We start from the raw sequence: 16,114 nt of genomic DNA, 5'->3' as shown, positions 1-16,114 counted from the left end.
GGGCGCGCCCGGGGCTTGTCTGTGTGAACGAATCGCCCAGGTCGCCGACGGCGAGGTGCGACAGGAAGGTGAGGTACTGCTGCCACAGCGGCTGGTCGTAGCCGTTCGCCGCGTTGAACGCGTCGATCTGCTCCTGCGTCGCCTGCATGCCCAGGATGCCGAGGGCCGGGCCCTCGGGCATCGCCAGGTTGAGCAGCGCGAACACGATGAGCGTCACGATCAGGATGACGATGAGCCCTTGGACGACACGTCGCCCCAGGAACATCCAGATGCCGAACCGGTTGCCCCCGGCCTTGGCCGTGGTGCGCGCGGTCTGCGCCGTCGCCGTGGTCATGCTTCCTCTACTTCTGCTTCTTGTCGCCGGTGACTGTCAGATCAGTCGGTCCACGACCACCGCTGCGGGTAGAACGACGCACCCGGGTCCTGGTGTGCGACGTCGAGACCCTTCTTGATGACCGAGACCTGGTACACCGGGTTCGGCATCCACATCACGGGAAGGTCCTCGGCCAGCAGCGCCGAGTACTCCTGCGCGATCTGCGGGTCGGTCGAGGCCGTCATCTGGTTGATGAGCGTCTCGGCCTCGGGGTTGTCGTACTGGCCGGCGTTCCACTTGGTGTCCTTCGCGAAGACGCGCTCACCCGTCGGGTAGGCCGGGAAGTACCACGAGCCCGCGGTGCCGAAGAAGACCAGCTCCCAGCTGCAGGTGGTCGAGCCCTCGACCTTGCAGGACTGCGCCTCGGTGAGCACCGAGTCCAGCGGCTTGGCGTCGATCGTCATCTTCACGCCGACCTTGGCCAGCGACGACTGGATCTCGGCCATCATGTTGTCGGTCTCCTGCGAGCCGTTCTGCGTGGTCACGACGATCTCGGCCTTCGTGCCGGCGGCGATGCCCTCACCGCACTGGTCGTCGCCCGCACCGGGCGTGGTGCACTCGAAGACGTCGTCCGAGTTCTTCGTCCAGCCGTGGCTGGTGAACAGCTCGGCCGACTTGTCGAGGTCGAACGGGTACGGGTTGTCCTTCTGGACGTCCGAGAGGTACGCCGAGTCCTGCGTCTGCGGCACCGGGCCGTAGTCCGGGGTGGCCGCGCCGTGCCAGATGACGTCGGAGATCGTCTCCTGGTCGACCGCGTACTGCAGCGCCTGGCGCACGTAGAGCTGGTCGTAGAACGCGCCCTTCTCCGGGTTGGCGAAGTTGTACGGCATGTACGTGATCGACCAGCCCGCCCACGGCTCGACCGAGTAGCCGAGGTCGGTGAACTGCTTCTCGTTGGTCAGCTGGGCGCTGGTCACGTAGCCGTAGTCGACGTCGCCCGAACGAACCGCGTTCATCTCGGCGTCGGCCGACGTGAACGGAACGAAGGTGACCTCCTTGATGGCGGGCTTGTCGTCACCGGTGTACTTGTCGTTCGCGGTGAGGACGACCTGGCCCGAGTCGGACCAGCTCTTGACCGTGTACGGCCCCGAGACGGTCTTCCACAGCTCGTTGGTCGCGTACGTCTTCATGTCCTCGGCCTGAGAGAACAGGAAGTCGAACACCTGGACGGCCGTGTCGGCGTCCTGGTCGAAGTCGCCGATCTCGCCGTCCGCGCTCGTCTTGTCCCACGCGTGCTGGGGCATCGGGTAGACGAGGCTCAGCTGGTTGGCGAGCAGGAACTCCTCGTTGTAGACGGCGTCGAACGTCAGCGTGAAGTTCTTGTCGTCGATGATCTCGAAGTTCGTGATGTTGTCCGGGATGCGGCCGGCCGAGTAGCCGCCCGTCTTCTCGGCGTTGTACCGCACGAGGTTGTACCAGAACTCGACGTCACGCGACGTGACGGGCTCGCCGTCCGACCAGTCCAGGTCGTTCAGCGTGATGGTGACGGAGAGGTGGTCGTCGCTGAACTCGTACGACTTCGCGGCCGAGCCCTTCTGGTCCCACTCCATCTTTCCGCTGGTGCCGTTGTACTCGAACAGGCGCGGCCACATGGTGGCCTTGATCGCGCTGTTGTGCGTGGCCATCGTGTCCGGGCTCGAGATGGGCAGGATCCAGTTCGGGCCGGTTCCTGCCGGAAGCGCGTAGCTGACCGAGTCCTTCGTGTCGCCGGCCGACTCCGTCGCGGACGACGCGCATCCGGACATGACGAGGGCCCCGGCCGCCACGACGCTCAGGGTAGCGAAGAGACGTCGCATCACTGGCTTACGCATCAAACCTCCTTGTTCACACGGTCGAGACGGGTCATGTTCGTTGGTTTCTCGACGCACTTTTCATCATTCACGCAGAAAGTACCCGCGCAATGCCATCCTTATTACGTTCTCGTAACTTACTTACTCCATATTCGGAGCAAGCAAGCTTCGAGCAACTCAGCCGAAGAGGCGCGGCGTCAGGTCCGGAGCCGTCTCGAAGCGATCGAACGGGAACATCGGACGCTGGATGCGGTGATGCCCGAGACGCTGCAGGTCCTGGTCGACGCCGCCCGGCGTCAGGGCCAGCGTCCAGCCGCGCTGGATCGCGTACAGCGTGGGCTCGAGGTAGCCGATCTTCGTGACGACGATCTGCGCCGCGAGCGGGTCGAGCCCGATCGCGGTGAAGTCCTCGACGGCGTGGTACGCCTTGCGGAACTCGGTGACGATGACCCGCAGGCCTCCGACGCGGATGACGGCGATGCCGCCGGCATCCGGATCCCCCTCGTACAGCCCCTCCAGGACGCCGGTGATCGTGACCGGGCCGTGCGGACCGTGGTCGATGCGGGCTCCCGCGGTCACCGTGACGGTGTCCCCCACACCCTGCAGGCGCAGCTGGGCGAGGGCTTCGGCATCGAAGATCGAGCCGACGAGGACGGTGGGCGCGTCGGCGGCGGTCAGCCGTTCGTCGGCGAGCAGCTGCGCCAGCGTCCACGTGACGTCGCCGGTGCCGCCGGCGCCGGGATTGTCGCCCGAGTCGCTGATGAAGTACGGCGTCTCCGTCGCGGCGAGACCGGCGGTGACGCCCTCGGCGAGGGTTCCGGGAGGGCCGACGAACTCGAACTCGTCGCGCGCGTCCCAGAATGCCTGCCCGAGCTCCTCGGCGGCGGCCGAGATCGCCGCGTCGTCCGTGCCGGTCACGACCACGACGCCGTGGCAGCGCGGTTCGTCCGCCCACGCGTAGCCGATCCACACCGCGGCGTCGATGACACCGGGGCGCTGCTCGATCTCGTCGATGCGGGCGTACAGGCTCTTGGCCGGCTCCACGCGCGTGGAGGTCTTCTCGCCGGGGAGCAGGATCGGCACCGTCACGTGCGCGCGGCGCGGAGCGATCCCGGACTGCAGGGTCTCGACGAGGTTCTTGATGGCGCGGTCGCGGGTCTCCCACGTGTCTTCGTGGGGCGCGAGCCGGTAGCACGTGATGATGTCGACCTGCGAGACGAGCGGGTCCGACACGTTGCCGTGGAGGTCCATCGAGGCCGACACCACGACATCGGTGCCGATCACCTCGCGGATGGCGGTGATGAGGTCACCCTCGGCGTCGTCGAGACCGTCGACGCTCATCGCGCCGTGGATGTCGAAGAAGAGCCCGTCGAGCGGAGCCTCGGCGACCAGGGTCCGGAGGCCGTCGAGGATGCGCCCCTTGATCTCGTCGTACACCTCGCGCAGCACGGCGCCGCCGGGGATCGACCGCGCGTAGTACACCGGCAGCCACTGCGCCGCACCGAGGTACGTGCCGTCGCGCAGCGACGGGTAGCGCTGGATCAGATCGTCGCCTTCGACGCGCTGGAAGTCGCGCGCCCCGGCGCGGTGAGGGGAGAACGTGCTCGACTCGATCGCCATGCCGGCGATCGCGATACGCGGGAGAGGATGCTGGGTCACCACGCCAGTTTAGGCAGGGTACGGAGAATCCATTCGCCCCTCAGGACTAACTAGCCGATCTTCATTCGATCTTGGACGAAGTTGCCTTCAGGTCACGGTCGATACGCTCCGGTTCGAGCAGCGCCGCCAGCAGGGCGTCGCCGACGCCGCGGGCACCGCCGAGTGGACCGGCCGCCGAGACGCTGATCTCGAGCAGGTCGGTCGACATCGGCAGGCACAGCGTGTAGATCGCCTGGCGCACGCCGGCGATGAAGGCGTCCGCCGTCGCCAGCTGCCCACCGATCGCGAGCACTCTCGGATTGAAGAAGTTGATGATGGTCGCGAGCACCTCGCCCGTGCGCTGGCCCGCCTCGCGCAGAAGTCCGGTCGCCCGCGGATGCGCATCGGCGGCGAGCGCGAGCACGTCTTCGAGGTGGTCCACGGCGATGCCCGACTCCCGCAGCGCGTCGACGATCGCCGCCCCGCTCGCCACGACGTCGAGGCACCCGACGCGCCCGCACGAGCAGATCACCGGCGGCGCACCGGCGAGCGCGACATGGCTGATGTCGCCGGCCACACCGCGGTAGCCGCGGTACAGCTCGCCGCCCACGATGACGCCGCAGCCGATGCCGGAGCCGGCCTTCACGAAGACGAGCTCGTTGACGCTCTGCCCGCGCTCGACGAACTCCCCCATCGCCATGGCATTGGCGTCGTTGTCGACATGGGCGGGCAGCCCGGTGATGTCGCGGAGCAGGTCGGCGACGACGATGCCGTTCCACCCGGGCATCCGCATGGGCGCGAGCAGCCGGCCGTCGCGCGAGTCGACCGGGCCGGGCAGGCTCATCGCGATGCCCTCGATGCGGGTGCCCGGCAGCTCGCGGGCGAGCTCCTGCACCTTGTCCCACACGTCGACGAGGACGCGCTGCGGACCGTCGAGCAGCGAGAGCGGCTGATTCGAGTCGGCGAGCACCTCGCCGCGGCGGTTCATGAGCACGATCGTCATGTGACGCTCGCCCAGGTCGACGGCGGCGACGATCGTCTCGCCGGCGCTGACCGCCAGCATCCGCGGCCGTCTGCCGCCCTTCGAGACGCCCCGGCCGGTCTCTTCGAGATAGCCGTGCGCGATCAGCTCCTCCACACGCAGGGCAACCGTCGAGGCGCTCAGTCCCGTGAGGCGACTGAGGTCGGCGCGCGACTCGGCGCGCCCGCTCTGCACCAGGCGGAACAGCTCCCCTGCGCTCGGCGTGCTGGTGGCGGTCATCGTAGGCCTCCCTCTCGGAGACCCACCATACGGGCAGAGCGAGCAACTTGCGTCGAATTCGGACGAACTCTTTCAACCCTCGTAGGAACAGTCCCCTGACTCGACGGACGCGCGGGGGGACCGGCATCCGCTCTGCGCCGTCCGAGCCCGCCGAGAATTCAGGAACGACGGGGCGTCGGTACGGCGGCTGCCGCGTGTTTCCGCGGTTGGTGCGGCGCGGACCGCCGGAGTCTCCTGAATTCTCGGCCGGGCCTGCCGGCGGCCCGTTGCGCCATCAGCGAATCGGGCTCGGCGCCGGGGGTGCGACGACGATCATGGACCAATGCCCGTGAATGGTGTCGGAGTGACCGCGGTGGCCGTGGCGGCGGCGCGCGCGCTCGAATCGGACCGCCCCGACCCCCTCGTCGTCGACCCCTGGGCGGCCGCGCTCGTGCGGGCGTCGGAGGTCGCCGTGCCCTTCCCCGAGCGCTGGCCCGAGGACATCGACGAGGTGCCTGCGGTCGAGCAGTCGATGCTGCTCGGCGCCACGTACATCGGCCTGCGCACACGGTTCATCGACGACGAGCTGCGCGCGGGCGGCCTGCGTCAGGTCGCGATCCTCGGCAGCGGCCTCGACACGCGCTCCTGGCGGCTCGACTGGCCCGACGGCACGTGCGTGTACGAGCTCGACTCCCCCGACGTCGTCGACTTCCTCACGGGCACGATGGATGCCGTCGGCGCGGCGCCGACCGTCGACCGTCGCCCCGTGGCGGCCGATGTGACGGCACCCTGGGCCTCCGCGATCGTGCGCAGCGGCTTCCGTCCGGCCGAGCCCACGCACTGGGTGCTCGAAGGGCTGCTCCCCTACCTCGCCGCGCACGATCAGGCCGCGCTGCTCGACGACATCGTCGACCTGTCGGGGCCGGGATCGCGCGCCGTCATCGAGCGCGCGCCGGCGCTCACCGACACCCCCGAGACGCGCGAGCGACTGCAGACGTTCGCCGCGGCCACCGGCATCCCGTTCGATGAGCTGCTCGCCCGCATCGACCCACCGGATCCGGCCGCCGTGCTCGCGGCCGCGGGCTGGAGCGTCGCCGCGATCTCGGTCGCCGACCTCGAGCAGCGCTACGACCGGCCGCTCCTGGCGGACCGCTCCGTGACGGCCGCCGCTGATCGCGGCGGCTTCGTCGTCGCGATCAAGGGGTGACGCGAAAGCGGGGATGACGGACGCCGTGTCCGCCATCCCCGCCGCGCCCCACGTCAGTGGAACGACTGCAGGTAGCTCGGGATCGTGTCGGTCCCGCTCGCCATGCCTCCGATCCCGTTGACGACGTGGTTGATGATGCCGTTGCCGCCGAGCGAGACGGTCAGCAGGTTGCGCAGGCGGATGCCGGGACGCTCGGGCACCTGGAAGCCGCTCTCGGTGACGATCGACGGATCGACGTTGTTGTACGAGTACACGCCCATCGCCCACGCGTCGTGCTGCTGCACGTCGTCGCCGACCCGGTAGCCGGCCCAGCCGAGGCGGTCGCCGTTCTTCCACGCCGCCTGGTTCGGCGCGTCGTAGGCGAGTTCGCTCTGGTAGAAGAACGTGCGGCCGCGCTCGCCGTTCCACAGCGTGTTCTCCTGCTGGAAGTGCTCGACGAACAGGCCGTAGGCCGTGACGTCGTCGCCGTTCACGACCAGGCCGTGCCGGGACGTGTTGAGGTCCCAGCCGATGCCCTCGCCGTGGTCGCCGCGCCACGCCCAGATGTGGTCGATGAGCACGTCGTCGGAATTGACGACGAGCGCGTCCTGCACCTTGCCGGCGACGGCGCCACCGACCCGCAGGAACACGTCGTGCAGCCGGATCGGGTCGTCGGCGTGGTCGGCGGACGCCCCGGCGGCGCCCACCTCGAGCAGCACGGGCGCCGCATCGGTGCCGGCGTCGAACAGCACTCCCGACACCGAGACGCCGTCGACATCGGCGACGCGCATCGCCGCGACTCCGCCCTCGTTGACGATCGTCGCGAAGCCCAGGCCGAGCACGACGGTGTCGGCTCGATCGACCCGGATCGTGTCGTCGAGGTGGTACACGCCCGGGGTCAGCACCAGGTGCAGCCCCTGTGCGAGCGCACGGTTGATGGTCGCGGCATCCGTCCCCGGCTGGGCGACGTAGAAGTCGTCGAGCGGGATCGACCGGCCCTGTGTCGGACCGTTCGCCCACGACGTGCCGCGCGCGTCGGTGCGCGTGCCGGGCACGAACACGGCGTAGTCGCCGGCGGACGAGTCCCAGTACAGGTACGGCTTCTCGGCCACCACCGGTGTCGTGTCGACGACCGTGTGCGACGGGTTCGGGAAGTGCGGTGCCGGCGCGCCCTGCACGCCCGTGAACGCCATGTTCCACACCGAGCCCTCCCAGGCGCCGAACGACGAGTCGCGCGACAGCCACTGCTGCTGCGAGTACGACCGCACCGTCCCGGTGACCTTCGAGTCGGCGATGTAGCCCCCGCTCGACCAGCCGTAGCTGCTCGGTGCGAGGTTGAGGTCGCCGTTCACCTGCACGCGGCGCATCGGCGCCGCCTGCGACACCGCCCAGCGCGCCTCGCCGGTGTGCGGGTTGATGGTCAGGTTCTCGACCGAGCGCCAGAAGTTCTGCGTCGCGTTGCCGCCGAACCACTGCGCGTCGGCCCACACCCCGCCGTTGATCGCCACATCCGTCGGGTTCACGCCGAGTCCGCTCACCGAGGTGTAGAAGCCGACGTTCGCGTGGACGTCGTACGAGCCCGGCTTGAACAGGAACTGGAAGCGCCCGTCGCCGAACTGGTCGCTCTCCTGCTGCGCGAACGCGGCATCGAGGTCGGCCTGGATCTGCGCGTCGGAGGTCGTGTCCTCGTACACGTGGACGTTCGGGCCGAGGTCTCCGCCGCCCGTCAGCGGCGGGTTCCCCGGCGAGCCGGCCCCGTCACCGGCCCGCACCTGGACCTCCCACAGCGAGTAGCCGTACCCGGTGCCGCGGGTCACGCCCGCGAGGCGGACGTAGCGGGCGTCGGCGCTCACCGCGACCGAATCGGCCCCGCCGTCGCCGTCCGCGACGGTCGCGGCGGTCGACCACGATGTGCCGTCGGCCGACACGTCGACGCGGTACGCCTTGCCGAACGCGGCCTCCCACGACAGGTCCACGCGGCACACCTGCTGCACGCTGCCGAGGTCGAGCGTGAGCGACTCGCCGTCGGCCTGAGCGCTGGCCCACCGGGTCGTGGCATCGCCGTCGATCGCCTTGGCCGCGGTGAACGGGCCCTCTTCGGACGTGGCGGATGCCGCCACCGCAGGCACCGCGGCGCACTCGGTGCCGCCACCCGGGCCGCCGGGATCGGTCGGCTCGCCGGATCCTGCGGGCGTGCCGTAGACCCGCGCCTCCCACAGCGAGTAGCCCCATGGGCCACCGCGCTTGCTGAAGTCGAGCCGCACGTAGCGGCCGGTGCCGTCGAGCGACACGCTCTGGGCTCCGCCGGCGCCGTCGGCGACGGTCGCCCCACGCGTCCAGGTCACGCCGTCGGTCGACACCGAGACGGTGAAGGCCTTGGCGTACGCGGCTTCCCAGTCGAGCTCGAGCCGTTCGAGGTCGACCACGGCGCCGAGGTCGATGCGCAGCCACTGCACATCCGAGAACTCGCTGCTCCAGCGGGTCGTGCGATCGCCGTCGACGGCGTTGCCGGCGGCGTACGCGCCTTCGGTGGAGGATGCCTGAGCCGACGCGCCGGCGCTGACGAGCCCGGGCGCGGCGGCCGCTGCGGGCAGCACCGCGGACGCGGACAGCGCCCCGGTGAGGCTGAGCGCTCCGGCGAAGACGGCTGCGGTGAGCGTCGTCGCGACAGCGCGAGAGGTGGATCTCATGACGGAATGTTCCTGTCTGGTGGGGAGAAGTCGAGAAGGGGCGATCGCGGAGGCGCCGACACCGGAGGAGGGGGCGCTGACGGGTTTTCCGGGGGCGAAGTGCCAGTGCAGGCGACGACGCCTCCGCGATCGGTTTCAGTCGACGAGCACGTAGTTCTCGTCGAGGACGGTGCCGCGATGCGGCTTGTACTGGTCGTACCCGCGCGGGTTGCACTGCAGCCCGCCGTTGATGCAGTGCTCGACGAGCGCCGTGAGGACCTCCTGGTCCCACGCGTTGACGAAGTCGTAGTGCCACGACTGGTCAGAGCCGCTCGCGAGATGCACATCCGACAGGTCGCCGCTCACGGGCCACGCGATCTTGAACTCGATCATCGGCACCGCGACGGGGTGCGTCTCGGGGCACTGCCCGTCGACGGGGTACGCCATGTGACTGCCGCCGCCGTGGTGCGACGCCTCCTGCGGGGTCAGGTGCTTGCCGTCCCAGCACGAGGGCGACTGGTACCGGATGTTCAGCTCGGTGCCCGGCGCACAGTAGTCCGGAATGGACCAGTTCTTCGTGCTGTCACCGCACTCCCATCCCTCGACCGCGCCGGGCGCGCTCTGGAACGAGGCGACGGTCGCCATCATGTCGCCCGCGACGAACCGCAGTCCGGCCGGGAACGGCACGACGTTCTCGTAGTCCTCGATGCCGGACTTGTAGTAGATCGTCATGGGGATGTCGGGCTCGATCGGCTGGTCACCCCGATACAGCGCGGGGAACCAGTAGCTCGAGTGATCCTGCGGCACCGTGCACGTCGAGGCCGTGTTCGCGAGGAGCGACTCGGGCGTCGTGAACGCGTTCGTCGACCGGTTGCCGACGAACGTGTGCAGGTGCGACGCGCCCGGCTGCCCCGGGAAGACGATGGGGTCGTCCTTCAGGAAGTGCGAGAACGTGCAGTTCGCCTGGAACTCGTGGTGCGTCACCTCGTCGTCCCATCCCGGCGTCCCGGTGTCGACGGGGTCGCCGTCGCCGAACACCTCGAACTCGTGGAACGAGTAGCCGTAGCCCGTCGCCCGCTCCGTCCCCGTCCACTTGACGTACCGGCCTGCGGTGTCGACGTCGAACGACTGCACTCCGCCGTTCCCGTCCGCGACATCGGCCACGACGGTCCAGTTCGTGCCGTCGTCCGAGACCGCGACCGTGTAGTCGCGGGCGTACGCGGCCTCCCAGTCGATCCGGATCCGCTCGATCGGGTGCGACTCGCCGAGGTCCACGCGGAACCACTGGTCGTCGCTCCACCCGCTTGACCAGCGGGTTCCGCGGTCGTTGTCCACGGCGTACCGGGGCCCCGTGCCTGCGCCCTCCGACGACGAGGCCGACGTCACCGCGTTCAGCGACAGGAGCGTGTCGGGCGCCGCCTGGGCGCTCGGCGCGATGGCGACGAACGCCGCCGCGGCGAGCGCGATCGTGCCGAGTCCTGCGACGGCGGATGCCGCCAGCCGAGGCCTGCGGGGGCGCCATCGCCGCCCGCGTGAGATGTGATCCATCGAGGTTGTTCCTTTCCTTGCCTGTCTCCCCCGAGGGATGGCCTCAGCCGCTGTAGACGCCGACCTCGTAGAGCGAGAAGCCCCAGTCGGTGCCGCGCTCGGTGAGGTCGAACTTCACGTAGCGGGCCTGACCCGAGATGCCGACCTGATCGATGCCGCCGTCACCGCCGGTGACCGTCGCCGCCGTGCGCCACGTGACGCCGTCGTCCGACAGCTGGACGGTGTAGGACTTCGCGAAGGCGGCCTCCCACACCAGCTGCACGCTGCTGAGGGGGTAGCTCTGCCCGAGGTCGACCTGGATCCAGCCGGTCGGCGCCCACTCGCTCGACCAGCGCGTGGCGAAGTCGCCGTCGAAAGCCTGGCCGGGCGAGTAGTTGTCGCCCCATACCTGGAAGCTCGACGCCGTCGCGGTCTTGCCCGCGGCGACGTTGGTGCCCGAGACGGCGGGCGGCACGACGCGGAACGACCGCGTCTCGACGCCGACGTTGCCGTGGCCGTCCTCGACGTAGATGACCGACTTCCAGACGCCCACGCGCGCGGGGGCCGTGAAGGTGATGCGCGAGCCCTGCTGCTCGTGCGCGACCCAGGTGACTCCGCCGTTCCCGTCGATGTACTTCGAGTTGACGAACGTCACGATGTCGAGCGCGTCGCCGTCGGGGTCGGTGACCGGGAGGTCGACCGTCACCGTGCTGCCGGCTTCGACGGAGGTGGCGTGCGCGATCGTCATGTCGGCGATGCGCGGCGGACGGTTGCCCTGCACGGCCGAGCCGTTCCAGACTTCGGCGATGCTGTAGTACGCGAGGCGCCGGTTGCCGCCCGGGTAGATGTTGAACCACGTGGCGCCCAGGTCTCCCTCGAGGCCGAAGTGGAACAGCGTGCCGCCGAGCGCGACGCCGGCGTGGGCGCGGATGCAGCGCCACGCGTCGACGTAGCCCTGGGCGTTCTCGAGGTCGGTCGGCTGGTCGGGCACGCCGTTGGCGTCGTCGGGGACCTCCCACTCGCCGGCGGGTCCGCCCTCGGTGATGATGTACGGCTTGCCGTAGTGGCCTGCCTCCCACGCACCCTTGACGCCGCAGATGTCGCCGTACGAGTTGACCGACAGCAGGTCCAGCGCCGGGGCGTGGTCGCGGTAGTACGGCCAGGCGCCGGTCCAGGCGTCCGTCGACGTCACCGGGTGGGTGGGGTCGGCGGCGTGGATCGCGACGGCGACCTCGTTCACGTACTGCGCGTAGGCCACGCGCTGGGCCTCGAGCTGGGCGCCCGAGTAGCAGTTCTGCAGGCCGAGCAGCGACTCGTTGCCGACGTTCCACATCAGCGTCGCGGGGTGGGTCTTGTACACGCCGACCCACTTGAGGATGTCGGCCTTGGTGGTCGACTTGTAGTTCGCGTCGGTCGTGTAGTCGATGCAGCCGCCCGAGCCGGGGCCGCCGCCGGGCACGAGCCAGAACCCGTTGATGACACGCACGCCCTTGGCCGCCGCCGCGTCGAGCAGCGTCACCGTGCCGGCGTCGGTGCCCCACGTGCGCGTGGTGTTCGCGCCGGTCGCCGTGAACGCGTCCATGTACTGTGCCGCATCGCCCATCGGCGGGCCCCAGGTGAATCCGCGCACCGTGTAGGGCTGCCCGTCGACGCGCAGCTTCCAGTCGCCCTCGGTGCCGGTCACCGCGACGGTGCTCGCCGCCGTGAGCGGGCCGGCGCTGCTCGGATAGCCGGGGTCGGGCGTCCCGGGGTCGACCGGGTCGACGGGATCGACCGGACCCGCGCCGTGGGTGCCGTAGACGCCGAACTCCCACAGCGAGTACCCGTAGCCGTTGGCCCGGTCGGTGCCGGTGAGCCGGACGAAGCGCCCGTCGGCGTCGACGTCGAGCTTCTCGATGCCGCCCGGGGCGTCGGTCGTGGAGTACACGGTCTTCCAGCCGCCCGTGCCGGTGTCCGACACTTCGATGCGGTACGACGTCGCCCGCGCGACCTCCCACTGCAGCTGGAGCTGCGAGATGTGCGAGACCTCGCCGAGGTCGACCTGGATCCACTGCGGATCCGCCCATTGACTGGCCCACCGCGTGCTGGTGTCGCCGTCGAAGGCGGCGGACGCCGGCAGGTAGGTCGGGTTCTCGGACGACGACGCGGTCGCGGTGCCGCCCAGCGCCAGATTGTCGAGGGATGCCGCAGCCGCCGGTTGCGCGGCGGCAAGACCCGCGCCCAGCAGGGCAGCCAGGGTCAGCCACGTCAGCGCACGACGACGCGTCCGTGACGGGGAGGGGGAGGTGAGGGACACGAGCGTGACTCCTTCGTCAGTCGGAACCGCTCGACTGGGGACCCGAGCGGGATAGCGCTCTCAAGCGCGTGGCCCATTCTGGCGAGGCAAATTACTTACTGTCAAGACTGTAAGTAAACTCGATGCGTCTGCCCGGTTCCGCGCGCCGATGCCACATATCTGCTGATCCGCGGGCATTTTCAGAGGCGTGGAGCGCCGTGTTCAAGGCGCCACGGCTCACCGGCATCCATGAACCGTTCTCACGTTCTTCCCGACCCGACGGCATGCTGGGCTGAAAGCGCTCTCATCTGGCGAGTAGGATCGCGGCATGACGACGCCGGGCCCGCGACTGCCGACGCTCGATGACGTCGCACTCGCCGCAGGCGTCTCGCGAGCGACCGCCTCGCGCGCGATCCGCGACGCCCGGCGAGTGACGCCGGAGCTGCGCGAAGCGGTGGAGCGCGCGATCGAGCAGACCGGCTATGTGCCGAACCGCGCGGCGCGTTCGCTGGCTTCGGGCGGATCCAGCTCGCTGGCCATCGCGCTCGCCGGAATCGATCCGTCAGACGACGCGTCGTCCGACCCGTACGCCGACCCGTTCTTCGGCCGCGTCGTGAGCGGGCTCGCGCGCGCTGTGCGCGCCCACGACCGCGATCCGGTACTGCTGCTCGCCGAGGGCGAGGCCGAGCGACGCAACGTGCTGCGCAGCTTCCGCACCGGGCAGACCGCCGGCGTCCTGCTGGTGACCACCCACCCCCGCGATCCCCTGCTCGCCGAGGCGATCGAGGCCGGCGTACCCGCCGTCATGTTCGGGACTCCCCCGGACGATGTGCCGATCAGCTTCGTCGACGTGGTCAACCACGAGGGAGGGCGCCTCGCCGCCGATCACCTGACCGCACGCGGCGCGCGCGTCGTCGCGGCCATCGCCGGCCCCGCCGACGTCCCCAGCGCGGCGGCGAGGCTGCGGGGCTTCCGCGATGGCGTCGCCCGAGCCGGCCAGGCCTTCGCGCCGGTCGTCGAGGGAGGCTTCTCGGTCGAGAGCGGACGCCGCGCGATGGCGGCGCTGCTCGACGCTCATCCCGGCATCGACGGCGTCTTCGCGGCGAACGACCTGATGGCGCTCGGGGCGATCCAGGAGCTCCGCGCCCGCGGCATCGACGTGCCCGGCGACGTCGCGGTCGTCGGCTTCGACGACTCGTTCATGGCCGCGATCTCGCAGCCGGCGCTGACGACGGTGCGCCAGCCCATCCAAGAGATGGCTGACGCCATGGTGCGGCTGCTGCTCGACCGCCTCGCCGATCCCGCCGCACGCCCCGCCTCGGCCCTGTTCGACCCGCGGCTCGTGGTGCGCGAGAGCGGCTGAGCGCGGCTCAGCCCGCGAGCGCCTGGAGTTCCGGGATCACCGGGACGGCGGCATCCGTGACCGGCGTGAGCGTGATCACGAGCGGATCGTCGTACCCGGTGTCGGCGTCCACGCGCCGCAGCAGCCCCTCAGCGTCGACCCAGTAGCGGATGCGCGGGTCGGTGCGCTCGTCCGCACCGGGGGCGAGGAAGACGTCGACGTCCACACCGTCGACCGTGTCGGCCCGGACGAACTGCGCGCCGTTCTGGCGCAGCAGCAGCGGATTCTCGGCCCGATCGGACGCCAGGCTCAGCACGACCGTGAGCGCGCCGTCGAGCGGCTCGTCGGGCACCAGACCGGTCACCTGCCAGCCGTCGGCCGGCGGGTCGGGCAGACCGTCGGGCTCGCCGGCGAGAGGCACGAGCGCCTTGCCGTGCTGCGTCCACTGCAGCAGCGCCCACCGCCCGTCACCGGTCTCGACGACCGCCGTCGCGTCGTGCGCGCGCAGGTCGACGCGCCCGGTCAGCTGCAGCGTGTCGTCCGCGACCGGCACGCGGGCCTCCAGCGCCATGACGCGCGCCTCGTAGGCGCGCAGCCGCGCGACCGCGAGCCGCTCGGCCTCGTCCCCGCTGACGGGGCGCGGCGATGCGGTTGCCGACGCCGACGCCGACGCCGACGCCGACGGAGCGGAGCCGTCTGCTGTGCAGGCCGTCGCACCCGCGACCACTGCGACGAGCACCGCGACGACCGCCAGCGCCCGGCCGATCATCCGCGCGCCCGGTCCGCGAACAGCTCGGGCGAGGGCACAGCCACACCGTCGAGGTCCACCTCCGGCGCCTCCGCATCGCCTGTCGCGTCGTCGGGCATCGACGGCTGGCGCGGAGGCGCGGCTACCTCCCGATACGGGATGCCGGGCGGCGTGGTCGGACGCGGGATGCCCACGCCCACGGCACGAGTGCTGCCGCCGGTCGCGCAGTCCCACGACGACAGCAGGTCCACAGGCGCCGTCGTCTGCAGCGTGTTGCCGGTCGCGCACAGTCCCGCCCCGGGTGCGCGCTCCGATGCCGTGTAGGCGAGGTCGAGGGCGTTGCCGCGCAGCTCGTTCTCTTCGACGCGCGTGCCGTCGGGAGGGATGTCCTCGCTCGATCCGATCTGGACCCCGGCGGCGGGATGCCCCGTCACGAGGTTGCGCCGGATGAGGTCCTCCTGGCCTCCTGTGACGGCGATGCCGATGCCGAAGGCCCCGTATGCCACCTCCGGCGTGCTCGCCTGCTGGTTGTCGGCGACGAGGTTGCCGGCGAAGGTGGTGCCGCGCTGCGGCACGAAGGCCTCCTGATAGTCCGAGAGCAGCGAGGCGCCGACCCGGTTGTCGGTGAAGCGGTTGCCGACGACCGTCACGGGTGCGCTCGCGTTCGTCTGCTCGTAGCCGATCGCGTTGTACTCGGCGACGTTGTCGCGCACGACGATGTCGCAGTCCTGGCACTGGCCGACGTAGAACCCGGAGTCCGCATGGCCCGACGCGTACGACTGCTCGATCACGCCATGCTGGGTGTCGAAGGCGTAGACGCCGTAGAGCCCGTTGTTCGAGGCCGTCACGTAGCGCACGGCGAACCCCTGCAGCGGCGGGTAGTCCTCGGGGTCGAGCCGGGTGTAGCCGTCGCTCCCCCGCGCGAGTCCGCCTTCTTCCGTGAGCCCGGTCACGAGCACGCCGTTGAGAGTGTGGTCCCGCACCGTCAGGTTCTCGACGGTGACCCCGGACGCCGTGACGACGACGCCGTTCGCCCGCAGCCCGCCGCCGTCGATGACGACGTCGTTGCGGTCGGTGCCGCGCAGGGTGAGGCCCTCGGTCGTGATCGACACCGACTCCTCGTACACCCCCGGCCCCACCTCGACGATGTCGCCCGGGACCGCGGCATCCACCGCCTCCTGGATCGTCGCGGCATCCTCGGGAACCCGCACGACACCGGCCTGCGCCGGGGACGACGGGCCACCGCCGTCGGGGGCTCCAGAACACCCCGATAGCGCGATCAGCGCGACCGCGACGACGGCGGCAAGACGTCGGGCGGGCATGTTT

The 16,114-nt window shown here is 70.3% G+C and carries 10 protein-coding genes and 1 pseudogene; 2 read left to right on the top strand and 9 right to left on the bottom strand.

The genetic code is table 11. The features are described 5' to 3' along the window. From ACFWJ8_RS12860 to ACFWJ8_RS12845, 4 genes and pseudogenes are all read right to left on the bottom strand, one after another. Positions 1-334: pseudogene (locus tag ACFWJ8_RS12860) on the bottom strand (ABC transporter permease); the annotation flags it as partial. Positions 335-375: 41 nt separating this feature from the next. Then, positions 376-2,184, bottom strand: a complete 1,809-nt coding sequence (locus ACFWJ8_RS12855) for a peptide ABC transporter substrate-binding protein (protein WP_378811892.1) — start codon at positions 2,182-2,184, stop codon at positions 376-378. Between the two features lie 156 nt (positions 2,185-2,340). Further along, the gene (locus ACFWJ8_RS12850; protein ID WP_378811890.1) at positions 2,341-3,822 is read right to left on the bottom strand and encodes a M81 family metallopeptidase; all 1,482 of its coding nucleotides are present in this window, start codon (positions 3,820-3,822) and stop codon (positions 2,341-2,343) included. Positions 3,823-3,883: 61 nt separating this feature from the next. Continuing rightward, complete coding sequence (locus ACFWJ8_RS12845; protein WP_378811888.1) at positions 3,884-5,062, bottom strand: ROK family protein; 1,179 nt, start codon at positions 5,060-5,062, stop codon at positions 3,884-3,886. A gap of 322 nt (positions 5,063-5,384) precedes the next feature. Here ACFWJ8_RS12845 and ACFWJ8_RS12840 point away from each other — a divergent pair, with 322 nt between their 5' ends. Next, positions 5,385-6,248 (top strand): SAM-dependent methyltransferase, encoded by an 864-nt coding sequence (locus tag ACFWJ8_RS12840; protein ID WP_378811885.1) that lies wholly within the window; start codon positions 5,385-5,387, stop codon positions 6,246-6,248. A gap of 53 nt (positions 6,249-6,301) precedes the next feature. Here the strand turns inward: ACFWJ8_RS12840 and ACFWJ8_RS12835 are convergent, their stop codons facing one another. From ACFWJ8_RS12835 to ACFWJ8_RS12825, 3 genes are all read right to left on the bottom strand, one after another. Beyond that, positions 6,302-8,917 (bottom strand): discoidin domain-containing protein, encoded by a 2,616-nt coding sequence (locus tag ACFWJ8_RS12835; RefSeq protein WP_378811882.1) that lies wholly within the window; start codon positions 8,915-8,917, stop codon positions 6,302-6,304. Positions 8,918-9,052: 135 nt separating this feature from the next. Beyond that, positions 9,053-10,444 carry a DUF1996 domain-containing protein gene (locus ACFWJ8_RS12830; RefSeq protein ID WP_378811879.1) on the bottom strand — a complete coding sequence of 464 codons (1,392 nt, stop codon included), beginning with the start codon at positions 10,442-10,444 and terminating at the stop codon, positions 9,053-9,055. A 43-nt stretch (positions 10,445-10,487) separates the two neighbouring features. Further along, positions 10,488-12,719: a discoidin domain-containing protein gene (locus ACFWJ8_RS12825; protein ID WP_378811877.1), complete on the bottom strand. Its 2,232-nt coding sequence runs from the start codon at positions 12,717-12,719 to the stop codon at positions 10,488-10,490. A 307-nt stretch (positions 12,720-13,026) separates the two neighbouring features. Between ACFWJ8_RS12825 and ACFWJ8_RS12820 the strand changes: the two genes are divergently transcribed. Then, positions 13,027-14,061, top strand: coding sequence for a LacI family DNA-binding transcriptional regulator (locus ACFWJ8_RS12820; protein WP_378811875.1), 1,035 nt, complete (start codon positions 13,027-13,029; stop codon positions 14,059-14,061). A 7-nt stretch (positions 14,062-14,068) separates the two neighbouring features. On the opposite strand, the gene ACFWJ8_RS12815 is transcribed toward ACFWJ8_RS12820, so the two are convergent. Beyond that, complete coding sequence (locus tag ACFWJ8_RS12815; RefSeq protein ID WP_378811872.1) at positions 14,069-14,809, bottom strand: hypothetical protein; 741 nt, start codon at positions 14,807-14,809, stop codon at positions 14,069-14,071. Further along, the gene (locus tag ACFWJ8_RS12810; RefSeq protein ID WP_378811869.1) at positions 14,806-16,110 is read right to left on the bottom strand and encodes a nitrous oxide reductase family maturation protein NosD; all 1,305 of its coding nucleotides are present in this window, start codon (positions 16,108-16,110) and stop codon (positions 14,806-14,808) included. Before ACFWJ8_RS12810 ends, ACFWJ8_RS12815 begins: the two co-directional genes overlap by 4 nt. Between the last annotated feature and the right edge of the window lie 4 nt (positions 16,111-16,114).

It is taken from the genome of Microbacterium sp. NPDC058389, from assembly GCF_042722305.1.
In the GTDB taxonomy this organism is placed as follows: domain Bacteria; phylum Actinomycetota; class Actinomycetes; order Actinomycetales; family Microbacteriaceae; genus Microbacterium.
The sequence above is the reverse complement of the archived record's forward strand: the minus strand, read 5'-3'. Positions and strand labels throughout refer to the sequence as shown.

What these genes read in the sequence shown, in the direction of transcription:
- ACFWJ8_RS12855 (WP_378811892.1), bottom strand. Translation starts at nt 2,184, where the DNA reads ATGCGTAAGCCAGTGATGCGACGTCTCTTCGCTACCCTGAGCGTCGTG.
- ACFWJ8_RS12845 (WP_378811888.1), bottom strand. Translation starts at nt 5,062, where the DNA reads ATGACCGCCACCAGCACGCCGAGCGCAGGGGAGCTGTTCCGCCTGGTG.
- ACFWJ8_RS12840 (WP_378811885.1), top strand. Translation starts at nt 5,385, where the DNA reads ATGCCCGTGAATGGTGTCGGAGTGACCGCGGTGGCCGTGGCGGCGGCG.
- ACFWJ8_RS12835 (WP_378811882.1), bottom strand. Translation starts at nt 8,917, where the DNA reads ATGAGATCCACCTCTCGCGCTGTCGCGACGACGCTCACCGCAGCCGTC.
- ACFWJ8_RS12830 (WP_378811879.1), bottom strand. Translation starts at nt 10,444, where the DNA reads ATGGATCACATCTCACGCGGGCGGCGATGGCGCCCCCGCAGGCCTCGG.
- ACFWJ8_RS12820 (WP_378811875.1), top strand. Translation starts at nt 13,027, where the DNA reads ATGACGACGCCGGGCCCGCGACTGCCGACGCTCGATGACGTCGCACTC.
- ACFWJ8_RS12815 (WP_378811872.1), bottom strand. Translation starts at nt 14,809, where the DNA reads ATGATCGGCCGGGCGCTGGCGGTCGTCGCGGTGCTCGTCGCAGTGGTC.
- ACFWJ8_RS12810 (WP_378811869.1), bottom strand. Translation starts at nt 16,110, where the DNA reads ATGCCCGCCCGACGTCTTGCCGCCGTCGTCGCGGTCGCGCTGATCGCG.